The following is a 16635-nucleotide window of genomic DNA, read 5'->3' as shown; positions in this document are numbered from 1 at the left end:
GCGTTCCTGCCTGTGCAGGTATGGCCCGATCCTCGCGATAGCCACACGGAATGTCGAGGTGCGTGACAGTGGTCGGCCTGAAGACTTGTCGTCCTGATCGATCACGGATACGTAGTGGAAACACACGTCGTTTCGCCCGGACAAAAGGGCAATCGCACAGATTATTCTGGCGTGTTCGACGTCGAGCGCGCGGGCTACGACGAGCCCGCGCATCGGCGACACCCGGCGCGCGGGCGCGCGCCGGGAGCGTCGATTACTGATACATGATCGAGTACATCACCGACGTGTTCACCGTGCCCTGACCTGCGGCGCCGCCCGTCGCGACGTACTGCGCGTAGTACGGGAGATCCGCGGCACCGTTCGTCAGCGCGACGATCTTCGAGTTTTCGTCGGCCTTGCCGACCCCGATGTTGGTCGTATCGCCGTTGAGCAGACCGATTTCGACGTTCTTTGCCGTCCCCGATACGTTGATCAGTTGACCGGTCGTCGAGTTGACCGTGGTACCCGGCTCGAAGTGCGTGTAAACATTGCCCGTCGCCGGCGAGCAGTTCTTCAGGCCGATCTTGAACGGCGTGCGGCCGGCCGTCGTCCCGCCCGAAGCGAGCGACGACGTCGACACCTTCGGCAGCGCGACGGTGAAGTCCTTGTTGCCGGTGCCGTTGCCGTCGATCGTGCAGGTCTGCGTGCCGATCTTGCCGTTGATGGTGATCGTGCCGTCCGCGGCGTGCGACACAGCCGGCAGTGCTGCCGCGGCAGCGACGGTGAGAGCGGCGATGCTGGAGAATGCGAGTTTCATGTCAATTCCTCTAGTACTAGGAGATGTAAAAACGGACTCCGCCGTCGAGCCGTCCGCATGCCGTGACCGGCCGTACGGGCGACACCCGACTTCGTCCGTCAATGATCTTCCGATGCAATCCTGAAGGACTGCGAAACAGAAGCCTGTTTCGGCCATCGATCGAGCGATGACCGCCGTAGTGCACCGGCCGTTCGCGATTGCCTGCGCCCGGTACGCTACCGAATCATTTACTGATAGCTCATCGTGAACGTCGCGACACCCTTGACCGTTCCGCCGGACACCTGGCCGGTCGCAATGTATTGCGCGGACAGCGGAATGCTGGTCGTTGTCGCGGACGGCCCGACAAGCCATTGGTTGGTATTGCCAACGGCGATGGAATCCGGACCGTAACCGACGGGCTGCCCGTTTCTCAGGATGCGAAGCTTCACGCCTTTCGCCGACGAATCGGGCGTGAGGGTCAATTGATTGCCGGTATTGCTCTGATCGGTCAAATCGGTCAGTGTCACGTAAACCTTCGACCCGGATTTACAGTTCAAACCGATATTGAATTCCTTATCCCCCGCTGTTACGCCAACAGCATTGAGTTTGCTTGCCGCGATGGGCTGCAATGGCACATTGACCGACGGCGTGGTGACCGTGCAGGTATTCGGCATGATGATCAGTTTCCCGTTGCTGTTGTTCCAGTAGAACTGATATTGGGCTTTGGAGTGTGGATTTCCCCGGCTTACTACACCTACGTTCCACCAGCCGGCGGTATAGATCGGAAGCTGTGTGTTATATATCTCGTCATTGAGCTTGATTAATTCGACTTTGACGCGAAATCGGCCTTCAGTCGGTTTGGTAGCCGGATTCGCGGGGGCCCAGTCCTGAGTGGCGCCGCCATACACCATCATGACCTCTCCAGTATCAAGATTGGTAAAGCGCAATCCTAGCGAGTGCGTAGTGGCGGAGTACTTGGTGTAAACCACGCCAGGGATATTGGATTGGTACCCGCCACTAATGAAATAGGTTTGATAGCCTCCGGGCGGGGTCGTATTGGCACCGCAGACATAATCCATTACCGGTTCCACAGTCGTTGTTGCCAGAACGGCACCGTTCGGCGTGTCATAGGAGACGAACACATCGCCGAAGCTGAATCTGCGTTGGTAATCGTTCCAGTTTCCGTTGCCGTAACGGCAAAGATTGGTTTGCGCCAGGCTGGAGTTCGAATGAAGCCAGCTTGCAAAGAAAATCATGGAAATAAAAAGATATTTGAATCTCATGTTTTCATGTTCCATTTATCGTGATTTCGATTGAATTCGACTCAGTGAAAGGCGGCGCTCAGGTGCGAGTCATCGCTCGAGCGGACCGTCGCGTCGCCGGTTTGATCTGAATCGGTGAAATGCTCGCGTGCCTCCGTTGCGACGGCGTTTTGCGGGCGCGTATTTCCCGGCACGGTGCGTGCGCATATCGCGTCGACGCGCGCGTACACTTCGGCCTTGTCGTGTTTGGTCGGCAAGCGGTAGCTGAGCGAGCAGACTTCGGTTGCTCGATTGCCCCATTTCGCCGTCAGCACGCCGGTTTCGCCGAGGCCGCGGGCGAACAACATGCCGCCCTGTCCGGACAATCCAACGGTTTTTCCCTCTGCATCGACCACGGTGCTCCCGAACGGCACCGGTGCACCATCCGGCTGGCGCATCGTCAGCAGCACGGGGCGACCGGTCACTGTCTCGAACTTGAGCTTGACCACCGAATTCGCCCGCGGCGCGATCTGCTGGCTGGTCGACAGCATTTCGACGTCGGTCGGAATGCCCTTCGGGTCGAGCTCGACGGTGTTCATCTTGTACGGCGTCAGGTACGGGAGCACCGCATAGCCACGCCCGTCGATCCGGACGTCCGTGCCGTTCGTGATGCGCGCGCCGATGGCATCCTTCGCCTCGATGATCGCGGCCGTTTCGCCGAGGTCGTTGGCGAGCGTGATGCCGCCCGCATGGCCGACGACCGCACCCGACACGCCGACGGAGGCGCTCGAGTAGCCGCTGCCGCCGCTCGCGCTGCCGGAGAGCGTCGCGAACGGGCTGCGATACTGCGCGTTGCCGCCGCCGGACGTTGCGCCCTCGCCGGTGTTGACGTTCATGCCATACGAGAACGCGTTGGATTTCCCGACGGTGCCGGTCAGCGACATCTGTCCGGTGGTGCCTCCGCGGCTGTCGTGCGCGACGCTTGTGGTCAGCGTCGGCGCGTACGATCGCCGGCCGAGCGGAACCGTCACGTTGGCGTATATCTGGTTGTTAAGGCGACCCGAGTAGCCGTCGCGCTGTCGCGAAACGGACAGGTTGTAGCTCAGGTTGACGCCGGCAATCCGCAGGCTGTTGTTGTAGCCAAGCTGGAACTGCGTCGTCGTGCCCTGGCGGTTCCAGTAGCTGGACGTCGAGCCCACCGCGAACAGGCTGCCGCGTCCTTCGCCGAGCGTCTGGTTCAGCGTCAACTGAACCTGGTTGCGTTGCCGGTATGCGTTGTTCGGATCTGCTCCAGCCGCGGCCTGCTCACGGGCGTACATCGCGTCGCGCAGCTCCCAGTAGCCGCGAGACGAATAGCGATAGGCGGCGACCGCGATGTTCGTGCCGGTTGCCTCGACGGATTTGCTGTAGCTCACGCGTACACTCTGGCCGTTCGTCGCAGACACGCCCGGGATGCGTGCACTGGCGTGCGTGACGTCGACGGCGAGCGCGCCGACCGGCGTGTTGAAGGCCGCGCCGACCAGTCCGGCCAGATAGTTTTCCGCGACGATCGCGCCGACGTAACCCGTCAGCAGGTTGCTGATGCCGCGCTGATACGTGGCCTGCGCGAAATTCGGATGACGATCGAGTTGCGGCTCGCGCAACTGGCCGAGCGCGACGCCGAAACGCGAGACGCCGGGGCGCAGCGATTGCACGACCGCCGAATACGGCACCGTGAAGCTGCGCTTTTTGCCGTCGGCCTCGGTGACGGTGACGAGCAGGTTGCCGCCGTAGCCCGTGGCGTACAGATCGTTGATTTCGAACGGCCCCGGCGCGACGTTCGTTTCGTACAGCACGGCGCCGTTCTGCGTGACCGAGACGTGTGCGTTGCTCGTTGCGACGCCGCGAATCACGGGCGCATAGCCGCGCATCGAGTCAGGCAGCATCCGGTCGTCGGTCTCGAGCGCAACGCCGCGCATGCCCACGCTGTTGAACAGCGTGCCGTCGGTGTACGTCTCGCCGATCTTCAGTTGGCTGCGCCAGGCCGGCAGGTCGCGCTGCACATACGTATTGAGGCTTTGATAGCGGCTGTCGCCCTGCGATTGCGCGGTGTAGGTTCCGTTGTGCCGGAAATGCCAGTTCCCGATGTTGACGCCCGCATTCAGCCCCGCGTAGGCCTGCGTGCTTGAGTAACCCGACGACGCGTTGCGGTACGCGTTCGCGTTGTACTTGAGCGTCGCGCTCGGTACACCGTCGTCCCACAGTTCCGGACTGACGTAGCCGCGCGGATTGCGCAGCAGCGCCGCTTGCGGAACGCTTACGTTGAGGCGCAGTTCCGACATGTCGAATTCATACGCCGCGTCGGCGACCAGCTTGCCGATGTCGGTGCACTCGCCCGCTTGCACGCGTGCCAGCTCTGCGCGCCCGGTGTCGGTCAGTGCCTGGTCGTCGAGGCCGAGCCGCGCCACGAGCGTGCGATCGAAGCACGGCTTCGCGTCGGGTGCTCCCGCTTCCGCGTTGAAGCGGACCGTCGAGCGGCCGCTCCATGCGCCGTTGACGTAGAGGTCGACCAGATAGTCGCCCGCCGGGACTGGGTTGCCTTTCGCGAAACGGTCGAGATCGAGCCGCTGCCCGCGCGGCTTCATCATCAGCGTGTCGTTGAACTGAACCTGCGCGACGTCGAAACGGTCTGCCGGTGCGGCCATCGCGTCGACAGTCCAGCTGCCGAGCGTCGCCATGACGAGCAGATAGCCCGGCTTGAGCGCGAAACGCGCCGGTGCCTCCAGTGTTCGATTGTGATGATCTGTTCGCATGAATTCGATGTGTTAATGCCGCATCTGCATGATGCGAACGACGGATTGCCTGCGCCGATGCGATTGCCGCATCGGTCGGTCAGTTACTGGGTTGATTCAGGGACGGCCGGGAGACGTCAGTGCGTCTTCTTCGGCGCGTACTTGCCTTCGATGCCCGCGCCGTAGTCGTTGAGGAACGTGTAGTCGACCTCGATTGGCCCCGCAGGTAGCGACGGCACGTTGCCGACGTTGAATTGCTCGATGGCGCCGGGCTTGACCATGCCGCCCTTGTCGTTGGTCCACGTTGCGCCGCCGGACTTGACGGTCAGCTTGGTGAACGTCACGTGGTAGGGCGTCGGGTTCTTCGCTTGCAGCGCATAGCCACCGTCGGCCTTCGGCGCGAAGTTCCAGGTCACCTTCTCCGCGGACTCGTCGGCCACGCCTTGCAGTGCGGCGGGACGGAAGAACAGCTTGATGCGCGAGCGGAAGGCGAGCTGCAACAAATTGGGGGTGTCCGGATCGTCGGTCGCCTGCGGCGGGACGTCGAGCACGTTGAGCCAGTACAGCGTTTCCTTGTCCTGCGCGAGCGGCTCCTTCGTGTAGATCAACCGCAGGCTCTGGCCTTTCTTCGGATCGAGGCGGAACAACGGCGGCGTCAACATGAATGGCACCTTCGACTCGTCGGGCAGCGCGTTCGCGTTGCCGTCGTCCACCCAGGCCTGCACGAGCGACGGCCTGTCGCCCTCGTTGGTCAGCTTGACCGTGACCTCGCGCTCCTTCTCCGGATAGACCACGCGCGTCCCGCCGATTACCACGCTCGCGTCCGCTGCGCCAATACCGGACAGCGACGCGACCAGTGCCGCGGCGCCCACGCTCGAGCGCCAGTTCATTGGCATTCCCATCGCCGATTTCTCCTTGTAGATAAACAGATCACATCCCGTCAGTCGGACGCGGCCCGTGCGCCGCGTTGCTTCGCGAGCCCGGGCCGCTAGTCGCGAGACCGGATTACTGATACGAAACCGAGTACATGACCGAGGTGCCGACCGAGCCGGCGGTGGCGGAGCCACCCGTTGCGACGTATTGCGCGTAGTAGTCGAGCGTTGCCGCGCCACCCGAGATCGGCACGACCTGCGAGTTCTGCTGTGCCTGGGCCGCCCCGAGCTTGATGTTCGAACCGTCCTTGTTCAGCAGGCCGACCTCGACGTTCCTCGCGTCACCCGTGGCATTGAACAGCTGGCCCGTCTGCGCGTTGACCGTCGTGCCCGGTTCGAAGTACACCGAGGCATTGCCCGAGTTCGGCGAGCAGTTGGACAGGGCGATGCGGAACGGCTTGCGGCCGGCCGTCGAGCCCGGCGTGGACAGCGACGACGTCGACACGTTCGGCAGCGTGACGGTGAAATCCTTGCCGCCGCCGTCGCCCGAGATGTTGCAAGTCTGGGCGGTGATTTCGCCGGTGATCGTGATCGTGCCGTCCGCCGCATGGGCCGACGACGCGGCGGCGATGAGACCCGCTGTTGCCATCAGGATGGAAAGTGCTTTTTTGGACATGTGATTACCTGTAATTAATGGTCATGCGTCGAGAGACGACGCACCGACGTTTCCATTGCACTGCTGTCGTCGTTGCTGTTGCTGAGGCGCGTCGATAGCAGCGGCAGGAAACAGGTGATATTCTTTCTGAGTAAGAGCTTTGAAAGAATCGGATAAGTCCTAATAGCTGTATAAAAAATGTCGTTCACGTACGAAATATTCGTTAAACAACGTCAGGGAAAAATTGATTCATGAGGCTCGGCGGGTATCGATGACGTAGCCGGGGCGGTCGTGGAAGGAAGTTCACGGAATGGCCCGCCGCTCATGAGGCGGCAAGTCGGGAGTGCAGAGCAGTTGGGCAGTTCGTCGGACGAAGGATCGAGGATGCGCTGTCCCCGGGGGACTTCCTGCGGGGTGTGCGACGGCATGGCGATGCGTGCGTTCGCTAGCGCCGAGCACGCGATGCGGGACGGCGGTCAGGAAGCATTGAAATGCGTGTGGGATTCGACCGAGGATACCGTCCGGCTGGCGCTTGAACGGCTGTCGACGGATGACGGGCAGGGTTCGGACGAGCCGGGAAAATAGTCTGGGGTATTTGCCGTTGGCTGGTGACCGACGGTAATCGTGCAGTGCATGGCGGCTTCGACATTCCGGCGGCAGCCGCGCAAACAGAGAGGTGGCGGCCCGACGGTGATCCGTTCATGCGCCGCCGCTTCGCGGACGGCGCGTGCTGCGCCGTCCACTCATCGTTACTGGTACGAAAACGTAATCGTGCTGAGCGCACTCACGGAGCCTGGCTTGATCGTTTCCGCGACCTTGACGTATCGGGCCTCGAGCGGCACCGAAATTTTGGTGTTGGCTGCAGACGACTTGCCAACCGTCCATTGATTCGTATTTCCCTTGGCGGACGAATCCGGTCCGAAGCTCAACGGGGTGCTTTCACCCTTTTTGAGTATTTGAATCCCTACGCCCGCTGCCGTCGAATTGCGATCGAGGCTGAGGGTGCTGCCTGTATTCGCGGGATTCGTCGCATCGGTCAATGTCGCGTGAACACTGACGTTCGCGTCGCAGTTCAGGCCGACCGAGAACGGTGCCGATCGGGCAGATGCCACGTCGCCCGTCGCCTTGAGGCTTGCCGCGACCAGGGTTGGCAACGTGACCGAATTGGTTGCGCCGGATATGACTTTGCATGCCCTTGCCGTCACCTGCGTGCTCGTCGAGTACAACCGTGCCGATGGGCTACTTCCCGGAAGAAACGCCCCTCGATACTTCAGCCTGTAGTTGAAAAGCGTTGGCGACTTGGATGTGTAGCTTCCCGTCGCGAGCGGACCGGCCGAGACGAGTGTCACCTTTGCTGTAATCGAGCCTTTTTCCTTTGTATAACCAAGTGGTATGGAGAGTTCGCCATCTACAAGTGGTGCCATGGGGGGGGCACCGCCGCTGGAATCCGCTACTTCAACGACAAAGCCGATCCCGGGTATGCCGGTTTCGAAAACGGCAGCGGACATTCCATTGCTCGTTTTGTACGTCACATTCGGAATAGCCTTTGCGACCGGCGTAAAGACATATTCGTCATACTGACAACTCCACGTGTAACCGCCGACAGATGCAACCCAGTCGCTCGCGCTGGTCGAATTCGGAAATTGGCGACCCAAAGGAATTTCGTCCTGGGTCACACTGACAGTCCCGGGGAGCCTGGGGCTAAGCCCCAAGCCATAGCTACTCAATTCACAAGCAGAAAACGCGAATTCGGAAAATGCAATCGTGCACAGCGCCAGGCATTGCATCGTTCTTCGTATTGCGGAACAATTCGACGCGCGCAGCATGCCCCCACGCGGGTTCGCATTTCTCGCCGTATTCATCCATTTCATAAATCTGTCCCGTTAAATCGCAAACGATCCCGAAACTTTCGCAGGCTTTGCCGTCAGCGATGTTCGACCGTTTTCGTAGTGAATATTGCGTAACGTCACCGGCGCGCCGACGCAACACGATTCGGTACGGCCGGCGCGTAGCTAATGACCTCGCTCGCCACGCACGGCAGTTCAAGGCTCTGTAGCGGCTGGTAGGTCGCGGCGCGCTTGCGCACAGGCAGTGAGTACGACAGCGCGCACACCGACTTGCCGCGATCCGCTTCCCACTGCACCTTCAGTTCACCTTGATCCACGAGCCCGCGTGCGAGCAGCTTGCCGCCCTGGCCGACCGTGCCGACGTCCTTGCCGTCCGCATCGGTCACGGTCGCGCCGAACGGCACCGGCGAACCGTCGGCCTGCCGCGCGCGGATGACCGCTGAGCGTCCGTATGCCGTCTTGAACGTCAGCATCGGCACGGCACCCGCCAGCGGCGCGATGCGCTGGCTCGTTTCCTTCAGTTCGACATCGGTCGACAGCCCTTTCGGATCGATGCCGATGTCGTTCATCGCAAACGGCGTCAGGTATGGCACGACCGCATAGCCGCGCCGGTCGATTCGCACGCCCGACGTGTTGGTCACGCGCGCACCCTCGGCATTCGGCGCCTCGATGATCGCGAAGGTTTCCGATAGCGGCTGCGACAGCGTGACGCCGCCGCGGTGCGCGACGATCGCGCCGCGCGCGCCGGCCGAGAACTGCTGATAGTCGGCGGCTGCGCTGACGCTGCCGCTCAATTCAGCGATCGGGCCGCGGTACTGGATGCTCGCGCCGCCGTTGGTCTGCGACGTGCCCGACGAATTGCCGTGGTTCACGTTCAGGCCGTACGACACGTTGTTGTCGACGCCGAGCGCGCCCGACAGGCTCGTTTGCGCCTGCGTCGAGCCGCGCGTGTCGCGGCTGAGGCTGGTCGCGAGCGTCATCGGCCGCGTCTTGCCGAGCGGAATCGACAGGTTGGCGTAGTACATCGTGCTCGACTTGCCCCATGCGTCGCGCTGGCGCGTCGCCGACACGCTGTACGCGACGTTGCGGAACGTGTTGCTGTAGCCGACCGTGAAGTTGACGTCCGACCCGCTGCGGTTCCAGTAGGTCGACGCCGATGCGGTGGCGTTCAGGCTGCCGCCGCGGGCGCCGAGCGACTGGCTCACCGTCAGCGACGCGCGGTTGCGCTGCCGGGACACGCTCGCCGCCCCGGCGCCGAGCTGCGCCTGGTCGCGCGCCTGCATCGCGTCGTTCAGTGCGAAGAAGCCGTTCGTCGAATAGCGATACGCGGCGATTGCGACGTTCGTACCGGTCGCGGCGACGGCCTTTGCGTAGCTGATCCGGAAGCTCTGCCCCGAATAGCGGCGTTCTCCCGGAATCGACGTCATCGCATGCGTGACGTCCACGCCGACCGCGCCCAACGACGTGTTCAGTACCGCGCCTGCCATCGCGGACAGGTAGCCTTGCGCAAACGTCACGCCGCCGTAGCCCGTCAGCAGGTTCGTGACGCCGCGCTGCCAGGTCGCCTGCGCGAAGTACGGCGTGGTGTTCGGCAGGTTGCGCACGACGCCTGTCGTGAAGCTGTAGCGATTCTGGCCCGGGCGCAGCGACAGCGGCACCGCCGCGTACGGCACGGTAAACGAATGCACGGAGCCGTCGGCTTCCGTCACGTTGACCTTCAGGTCGCCGCCGTAACCCGTCGGATACAGGTCGTCGATCACGAACGCGCCCGGCGCGACGGTCGTCTCGTACAGCGTCGCGCCGTTCTGCGTGACCGTGACCTTCGCGTGGGTGTTTGCGACGCCGCGCACGACCGGTGCATAGCCGCGCTGTGACTCAGGCAGCATGCGGTCGTCGGTGTACAGGCGCACGCCGCGGAACGACGTCGAGTCGAACAGATCGCCGGACGTGTACGCGTCGCCGACGATCAGTTGCGACGACCACGCGGTCAGGTCACGCTGCAGGTAAGTCGCCACGTTCTCGTACTTCCTGCGGCCGCGATCGTCCCAGTTGAACGAGCCGTTATGACGGAAGTGCCAGCGTCCGACGTTGACGCCGCCGTTGACGCCGACGTAGCCCTGCGTGCTTTCGCCTTGGCCGCCGGTACGCGCGTGATATACGCTCGCGTTGTAGTCGAGCATGCCGACCGGGATACCCTCGCTCCACTGGTCGGGGCTCACGTAGCCGCGTGCCTGCCGACGCATCGAGATCTGCGGGATGCTCAGGTCGAGCCGCTGCTCGTTGAAGTCGTAGCTGACCGACGCTTCCTGAATGGCCTGACCGATACGCAGGCATGCGCCGTCGTCGTCAAGTGTCGAGCGCACGTCCTGCGGCAGCTTCGAAAAATCGACGCCGATCAGTTCGAGCTGCGCCTTGTCGAAGCATGGCTGCGCATCGACCGTGTTCGGCGCGCTCTTGAATTGCAATTCGATGCGGCCGACCCAGTCGCCGTCGACATAGACATCGGGTTTGTACATGCCGGCCCGCACGACGTTGCGGCGCTCGTAGCGCGACACGTCGATCGCGCCGCTGCCGTTGTTCAGGAAACCACCTTCGAACTCAACCTGCGCGAACTCCGTCTGTGCGATCTGCAACTCCCCGGAATCGGTTTGCGCCGCGTGCGTGTGCGTCTGCCAACCCGCGATGATCGTGAGAAGCAGCGCGCAGACCGGCTTCAGCTTCGGTTCTGTCTCCGCCTGCATGCGTGGTTGCCGCTTCTCTATCATTTAATCTTTCCTGTCAGTGTTTATTTGAGTGTTCGCCTCGGATCGAGTGGTCTGGCCGAATCGGCGACGCGCGCGTTACCTCATCGGGACACGGCAGCCTCGTTGGATCGATTGCCGCCCCAGTCGTCGAAGCTGCTGTACACGACCGTGCCGCCGGTTGCGTTCGCGTTCGTCGAACCCTTGACCGGGAACGAAGCGGTTTCGCCCGGACGCACGTAGCCCACGCCGGCGTCCAGCGTCTTGCCGTTCGCGTGTAGTGCGATGCCGCCGAGGTTGACGACGTATGGCGTCGGATTGGTTGCCTTCAGAACCAACTGGTTATCGGGATCGGCTGCGATCTTCCATGTGAGCTGACGTGGTGCGTCGGCTGCATTTCCCGGCAGCCCGTCCGGCCGGTACATCAGCTTCACGCGTGTGCGAAACGCGATCATCAGGCGATTTCTGTCGTCGTCGGCCGACGCTTTCGGCGGCACGTCGAGCACGTTCAACCAGAACAGAGACTCCTTGTTGGCCGGTAGCGCTTCGCCCGAGTGAATGATCCGGATGGTTTGACCTTTGCCGGCCTCGAGCCGGAAGATCGTCGGCGTCATCACGAACGGCACGTCGATCTGGTCCGGTGCGGCACGCTCGTCACCCGTGTCGATCCACGCCTGAACGAGGGCCGGCGCCTTGCCGTCATTGGAGAGCTGAACCGTGACTTCCTTGTCGGCACCCGGAAATACGACACGTGTGCCGGAAAGCGTCACGCTCGCCTGCGCGCTCATGCAGGACAGGGCGGCCATCAGTAGCGCCAGCATGCGATAGGGGGCCGCAAGTTTCATCGTCATCCTCCTTACATTATGTAGTCCGAATAAAAGTCGGAGGAAATCGAGAGATTTGCTCCGACGAGCCGGCCTCATCCGGAGGCCGGCTCTCTCACTCAATCAACCGAGTGCTCAGGGATAGATCAGCGAGTAGGTGACGAACGAGTTCGCCGAACCGCCAGTTGCTTCGCCGGTTGCGACGTATTGAGCCGAATACTGCAGCGTTGCGGTGCCGGCCGTCGTGTCGATATCGACGATTTGCGAGTTCTGGGCCGAGCTTTCGGCACCGACCTTGATCGGCTGATACTTGTCGTTCAGGATGCCGATTTCGACGTTTTTCGCCGCATCCGCACCAGTCAGCGTCAGACGGCCGGTTGCGAGGTTCACGTTCGGGCCGGGTTCGAACGCCACCGACACCTTGTTTACCGGCGCCGGAATCGTCGTGCCGTTCTCGTCCTTGTCCGTCGTGCAGCCGGTCAGCGTGAGCTTGAACGGCGTACGGCCCGCGGTCGCGCCTTCGGCTGCGAGCTGGTTGGTCGATGCCTTCGGCAGCGTGACGGACAGATCGTTGACACCTTCGTTGACCTTGCAGGTCGACGCGACCACGGAGCCCGTGAAGTTGATCGTGCCGTCCGATGCATGTGCTGCCGAAGCTGCGGCCAGACCGGCCACGGCAACGAACAGGGAAAGCGCGGTGGTGCTTTTCGCAATTTTCATTGATTGAGTTCCAAACGGTGGATTAAGAAAGTGATGAAAACGCACATGAGATCCGTCTGGGAGGAGGGACATGACGTGAATCCCATTGTGTGCATTTCGATACGTATTTTCCTTATGTGCGGCATGGTGGGAAATGGGACGATAACTAAAAGTGCTGTCCATTTGTCTAGTACAAGTACTAAAAAAGAAAGTTGGGTGAGGATTGTTAGGTAACCTGCATGAATAGTTAAATTTCGCGGGTGTGCCGGGTCGGAGGCCCGGAGGATGTGATGAGGACGGGCTTTGGCGAATGTCGATCCAGAGGGCGTCCGGTGCGAGCTGCTCGTCGGTGCCGGTCATAAGTGAAATCTGGATGTTGCCGATTCGGTCGTACACTGCGTCGCAGTAGTCCACCCAGTTTTTCCCGCACGAGTACGCGCTTCATCCCGAGATGCGCGATGATCGCCGCAACGTGCTGCGTCTGGTTTGACCGACTGTCGCCGATCGACACAAGCGCATCCGCGCGCCGCGAATCACCCTGATGCGTCGAACATCGACGGGCTCAACGTGTATCCGGTTGTGCCGCGTACGCGGGCCGATACGCAGGGGGCGAATATCGATCGATAGTTCGAGTATCGGCTCGATCCATCGCCGCGGCAGCGGGCGCGGCCAGCCAGGTCCGGCCTGGTCGCATCCCGCTTGCAATCACGTCGCCGATTCAGCCGTACCGCGTGCGCGCCGGAATCTCCGGTTCAGCGCTTTCAACATCGGTCGTTCGATCCATACGTGACAGACGTAACCGCAGATGCAGGCCACACCTAGGATCGTGCAAGCGGCGCCGAGGCCCGCCCCCGTGCGTGGATCGGCGCGTAGTCCGGCAAGCTTGCCGGCCATGCCGATCACGTAGGGATGGATCAGATAGATCGAATAGCTGGAGGTGCCGAGCGCGGCCATGATCCGGTTCCTGTTGGTCCAACCACGCCTGTCCAGCGCGACCAACGCGACGATCAGCACGAACGCGGGGCCGCCCCACAGCACGACCCGCACGAACCCTTCCGGTGTGCCGTAGCACATCTGCAGCAATGGAATCGCCGCGATGGCGGCAATGGCGACGGCGGCCCAGACGGACGCGGCGATCCGCTTCACGATGCTGGTTTGCAGCACGCCGTGCGCCACGACACCAAGACCGAATTCCAGCACGAACGGCTGACCGGCGGGCGCTCGAACGGCTGTCGACGGATGATGGGCCGCGCTCAGGCGAGTCGGGAAAACAAGTCTGAGTATTTGCCGTTGGTTCGCGACGGACGGCAAGCGTGCCGTGCATCGCCGCTTCGAGGGCTCGCGAACTGCACTCGATGCCGTCGTGCAACCGGCTACTGATAAGACAACGTAAAGGACGCACGTGCGTTCACCGACCCCGGCGTGATCTTGGGTTCGGTCTTCACGTATTTCGCGAAGAGCGGAATGGTCAGATTGCCGTCGCTGCTTTCTGTCAGCGTGCCCGCGAGCCACTGATTGGTGTTCCATTTCTTCGACGAGTCCGGGCCAAAACCGAGAGGCGTCGCGCTTCCTTGCGTGTAGCGCGGTTCCCGGGAACCGCGGCATGACCGCTTGGTCGAGTTGTTTCGACGCGTGAACCGTTTGCAGTCGCCATTACTGCCTTCCTGTGGCGCTTCCTCAAATCTTCCGATGTCGTCCGACGTGCCTTCGCACTGTTCGAAGCCGGTCAGGTGCCTGCGTGTCCCGTTCCCTCCTGAGCGTGGCACGCGCCAATGCGACTCGAACGAAAACATCAATGGTCCGTTGACGCAGTACTTCCGTCGAGGGAACCAATCTCTCGATTTATTCGCGAGCTGAACTCAAGACATGGCCAGATGGCTCGATGAGCGTCCGTGAAAGACCCTGAACTTCGCTACACCAGTGGCGAGATTCCAGCTATCTGTTGCGTCGTCTGGTTGATTCCGCACCCGATATCCAATGTTGCAGACGGCAGCGAAGTGATTGAAATCCCGACAGCAAGATCCGGCACAAGGGAGCGGCCGTGGTCTTCACCATACGCGTCCATACGATCCGCTCGACGCGGTGAGTCGAAATGACGTTGATTTTGTTAAATCTATTTGATGATCAATGGCTTGAATCCGCGGGAGATGCAAATTCGTACTTGCCCCAAGAAAAGGCATCGTGATTCTCGTGCTTGTCCTATTTGAGGGCGGCGGCCCGGTTGATAATATTGTGGCTCATGGAATATTCTATTTAAAAAGATCGATTTCAGATTGACATTCTTGAATTTCGGGGTTGGTTAATCTTGCGATTCTGATCAAGCCGATGCTTGATTCGCTGAATGATGGCGAAATTCTCCGCGCGCTGGGGCAGTTGTCACGGAAGCGCGAGGTGATCAGCTTTATCTGTCCGGCCTGTCGAATCACCAGATCGACGAGCGGTTAAAAAAGGAAGGCAGGCGATCAGCTCTCGGAAATTGAGCGTGATGGAAGGCTTGGCGTGAAGAACAACGTCGCCATGATCAACTATGCGACCTGTCTCGACCTGGTCGCCGGTTCGGGCTGACTGCGCGTTCAAGATTTTTCGAGCCTCGGCCGGAGTGTCGAGGGAATTCTTTCCTCAAGATTCGGAGGTGATGAAAAACTGATAAATCACAATAAAGTTAGTTATGCAAATTGTATGAAGGCGGATGTCCGATCGGACAAATGTCACCGAAAATTCTTTATTAGATATTGAGTGAGTTAGAAATGAAAAAAATCACGATGATGGCTGCTGCTGCTGGTTTCGCATTCGCGGCGATGAACGCTGCTCATGCTGCGGACGGCACGATCAACTTCACGGGCGAGATCGTGGCGGCGTCGTGCGGTATCACGGGCGGCAACGGCACGTCCGTGACCGGCGGCAAGGGCGAGCAGTCGATCGACGTCAAGATGGGCAAGGTCAGCGTGGACGCGCTGGGCAGCACCGCCGGCGGCGGCATCGCGGCCGGTACCGCGATCAACCTCAACCTCGATTGCGGTGCGACCGGCAAGGGCCTGAACACGGTCAAGGTGCGTTTCGACCCGGCCAGCGGTTCGGGCGTGGACAGCGACAACAACAAGCTGCTGAAGACCACCGGCACGGCCAAGGGCGTGGGCATCGGTATCTACAACACCGCGGGCACGCTGCTGAACCTGAACGCCAACGAGACGTTCGATGCGCCGCTGGTTGAAGGCGGCACGGCCGAAGCGCCGACCTATACGGCCAATCTGGCGCTGCGCGCCGGCTACGTGAAGAGCAACAACGCAGTCGAAGCCGGTAGCGCCAACGGCACGCTGCCGTTCACGTTGACCTACGAGTAATCCACCTCCGGGCGGGGGAGCGTCCCCGCCCGACTAACAGGATCCCATTCGACATGAAACGATTCCACTTTGCTGGGCTGGCCCTGGCCGGCTCGCTGTTGTTGTCTTCGGGCGCTTCGCTCGCTGGTGTCACGCTCGACGGAACCCGCATCGTGCTGGCCGCGCCGAGCAAGGAGGCGTCGATTCTGGTCCGCAATCGCGCGCCGGCCGATGTGATGATCCAGTCGTGGATGGATGCGAGCGACGGGAAGTCGGACGTGCCGTTCGCGATCACTCCGGCGCTCAACCGCCTCGGCGCGGAGAAGCAGCAGACGCTGCGCGTCCTCTACTACGGCCAGGGCCTGCCCGCCGATCGCGAGTCGGTGTTCTGGCTCAACGTGCAGGAGATCCCGCAGAAAGCCAAGGACGACAACACGCTGCAGATTGCCGTGCGTCAGCGCATCAAGTTCTTCTACCGGCCCGCCAGCCTGCCCGGCAAGGTCGAGGAGGCGCCTGCACAGCTCCGTTGGAAGCTCGTGCAACGCGACGGTCAGGCGCAGCTCGAAGTCAGCAATCCGTCGGCTTATTTCGTCTCGCTGGCGTCGGTCAAGGTGCAAAGCGGCGGCCGGGACTATGCCGCAGCCGCCGAGATGGTGCCACCGTCCGCCACGCGCCAGTTCACCGTCAAGGATCTGCCGGCCGGCGCCGCCGCGGCGGGCGTGAAGGTCCACTTCGAGTCGATCAACGACTACGGCGCCGTCGAACCGCATGACGGCACCACCGCTGGTTGACGCGACCAGCTCGATACATCGTATTCCTCTTCATCTTCGTTATCCCCGGGTCTGTGCCGCGGGGCGGGGCGTGTTCGCGCTTGCGATTCCGTTCGGGAG

Annotated in this window: 13 protein-coding genes and 1 pseudogene; 2 read left to right on the top strand and 12 right to left on the bottom strand. The window is 61.6% G+C overall.

Going from position 1 to position 16635, the window contains the following annotated elements:
- Positions 1–253: 253 nt before the first annotated feature.
- From ACPTTF_RS31800 to ACPTTF_RS31745, 12 genes and pseudogenes are all read right to left on the bottom strand, one after another.
- The gene (locus tag ACPTTF_RS31800; protein ID WP_423369631.1) at positions 254–796 is read right to left on the bottom strand and encodes a fimbrial protein; all 543 of its coding nucleotides are present in this window, start codon (positions 794–796) and stop codon (positions 254–256) included.
- A 227-nt stretch (positions 797–1023) separates the two neighbouring features.
- Positions 1024–2073, bottom strand: coding sequence for a fimbrial protein (locus ACPTTF_RS31795; protein ID WP_423369630.1), 1050 nt, complete (start codon positions 2071–2073; stop codon positions 1024–1026).
- A 26-nt stretch (positions 2074–2099) separates the two neighbouring features.
- On the bottom strand, positions 2100–4808 hold the full coding sequence (locus ACPTTF_RS31790; protein WP_423369629.1) for a fimbria/pilus outer membrane usher protein: 2709 nt from the start codon (positions 4806–4808) through the stop codon (positions 2100–2102).
- Between the two features lie 116 nt (positions 4809–4924).
- Positions 4925–5689: a fimbrial biogenesis chaperone gene (locus tag ACPTTF_RS31785; RefSeq protein ID WP_423369628.1), complete on the bottom strand. Its 765-nt coding sequence runs from the start codon at positions 5687–5689 to the stop codon at positions 4925–4927.
- A 103-nt stretch (positions 5690–5792) separates the two neighbouring features.
- Positions 5793–6335, bottom strand: a complete 543-nt coding sequence (locus ACPTTF_RS31780) for a fimbrial protein (protein WP_423369627.1) — start codon at positions 6333–6335, stop codon at positions 5793–5795.
- A 728-nt stretch (positions 6336–7063) separates the two neighbouring features.
- Positions 7064–7990: a fimbrial protein gene (locus ACPTTF_RS31775; protein ID WP_423369626.1), complete on the bottom strand. Its 927-nt coding sequence runs from the start codon at positions 7988–7990 to the stop codon at positions 7064–7066.
- Positions 7991–8280: 290 nt separating this feature from the next.
- Positions 8281–10926, bottom strand: a complete 2646-nt coding sequence (locus tag ACPTTF_RS31770) for a fimbria/pilus outer membrane usher protein (protein WP_423369625.1) — start codon at positions 10924–10926, stop codon at positions 8281–8283.
- An 80-nt stretch (positions 10927–11006) separates the two neighbouring features.
- A complete protein-coding gene (locus ACPTTF_RS31765) occupies positions 11007–11747 on the bottom strand; it encodes a fimbrial biogenesis chaperone (protein ID WP_423369624.1) in 741 nt (246 codons plus the stop codon).
- Positions 11748–11861: 114 nt separating this feature from the next.
- The gene (locus ACPTTF_RS31760; protein WP_423369920.1) at positions 11862–12446 is read right to left on the bottom strand and encodes a fimbrial protein; all 585 of its coding nucleotides are present in this window, start codon (positions 12444–12446) and stop codon (positions 11862–11864) included.
- A 279-nt stretch (positions 12447–12725) separates the two neighbouring features.
- A pseudogene (locus ACPTTF_RS31755) lies at positions 12726–12945 on the bottom strand (aminocyclopropane-1-carboxylate deaminase/D-cysteine desulfhydrase family protein); the annotation flags it as partial.
- A gap of 185 nt (positions 12946–13130) precedes the next feature.
- Positions 13131–13736, bottom strand: coding sequence for an acyltransferase family protein (locus ACPTTF_RS31750; protein ID WP_423369623.1), 606 nt, complete (start codon positions 13734–13736; stop codon positions 13131–13133).
- Between the two features lie 62 nt (positions 13737–13798).
- Entirely contained in the window at positions 13799–14218 is a 420-nt protein-coding gene (locus ACPTTF_RS31745) for a fimbrial protein (protein ID WP_423369622.1), read from the bottom strand.
- Positions 14219–15172: 954 nt separating this feature from the next.
- Here ACPTTF_RS31745 and ACPTTF_RS31740 point away from each other — a divergent pair.
- Positions 15173–15766 carry a fimbrial protein gene (locus ACPTTF_RS31740; protein WP_423369621.1) on the top strand — a complete coding sequence of 198 codons (594 nt, stop codon included), beginning with the start codon at positions 15173–15175 and terminating at the stop codon, positions 15764–15766.
- Between the two features lie 53 nt (positions 15767–15819).
- Positions 15820–16536 (top strand): fimbrial biogenesis chaperone, encoded by a 717-nt coding sequence (locus ACPTTF_RS31735; RefSeq protein ID WP_423369620.1) that lies wholly within the window; start codon positions 15820–15822, stop codon positions 16534–16536.
- Positions 16537–16635 lie beyond the last annotated feature (99 nt).

It is taken from the genome of Burkholderia crassaminum (genome assembly GCF_964265005.1).
In the GTDB taxonomy this organism is placed as follows: Bacteria; Pseudomonadota; Gammaproteobacteria; order Burkholderiales; family Burkholderiaceae; genus Burkholderia.
Note: the sequence above shows the minus strand (reverse complement) of the source record. Positions and strands in the feature narration are given on the sequence as shown.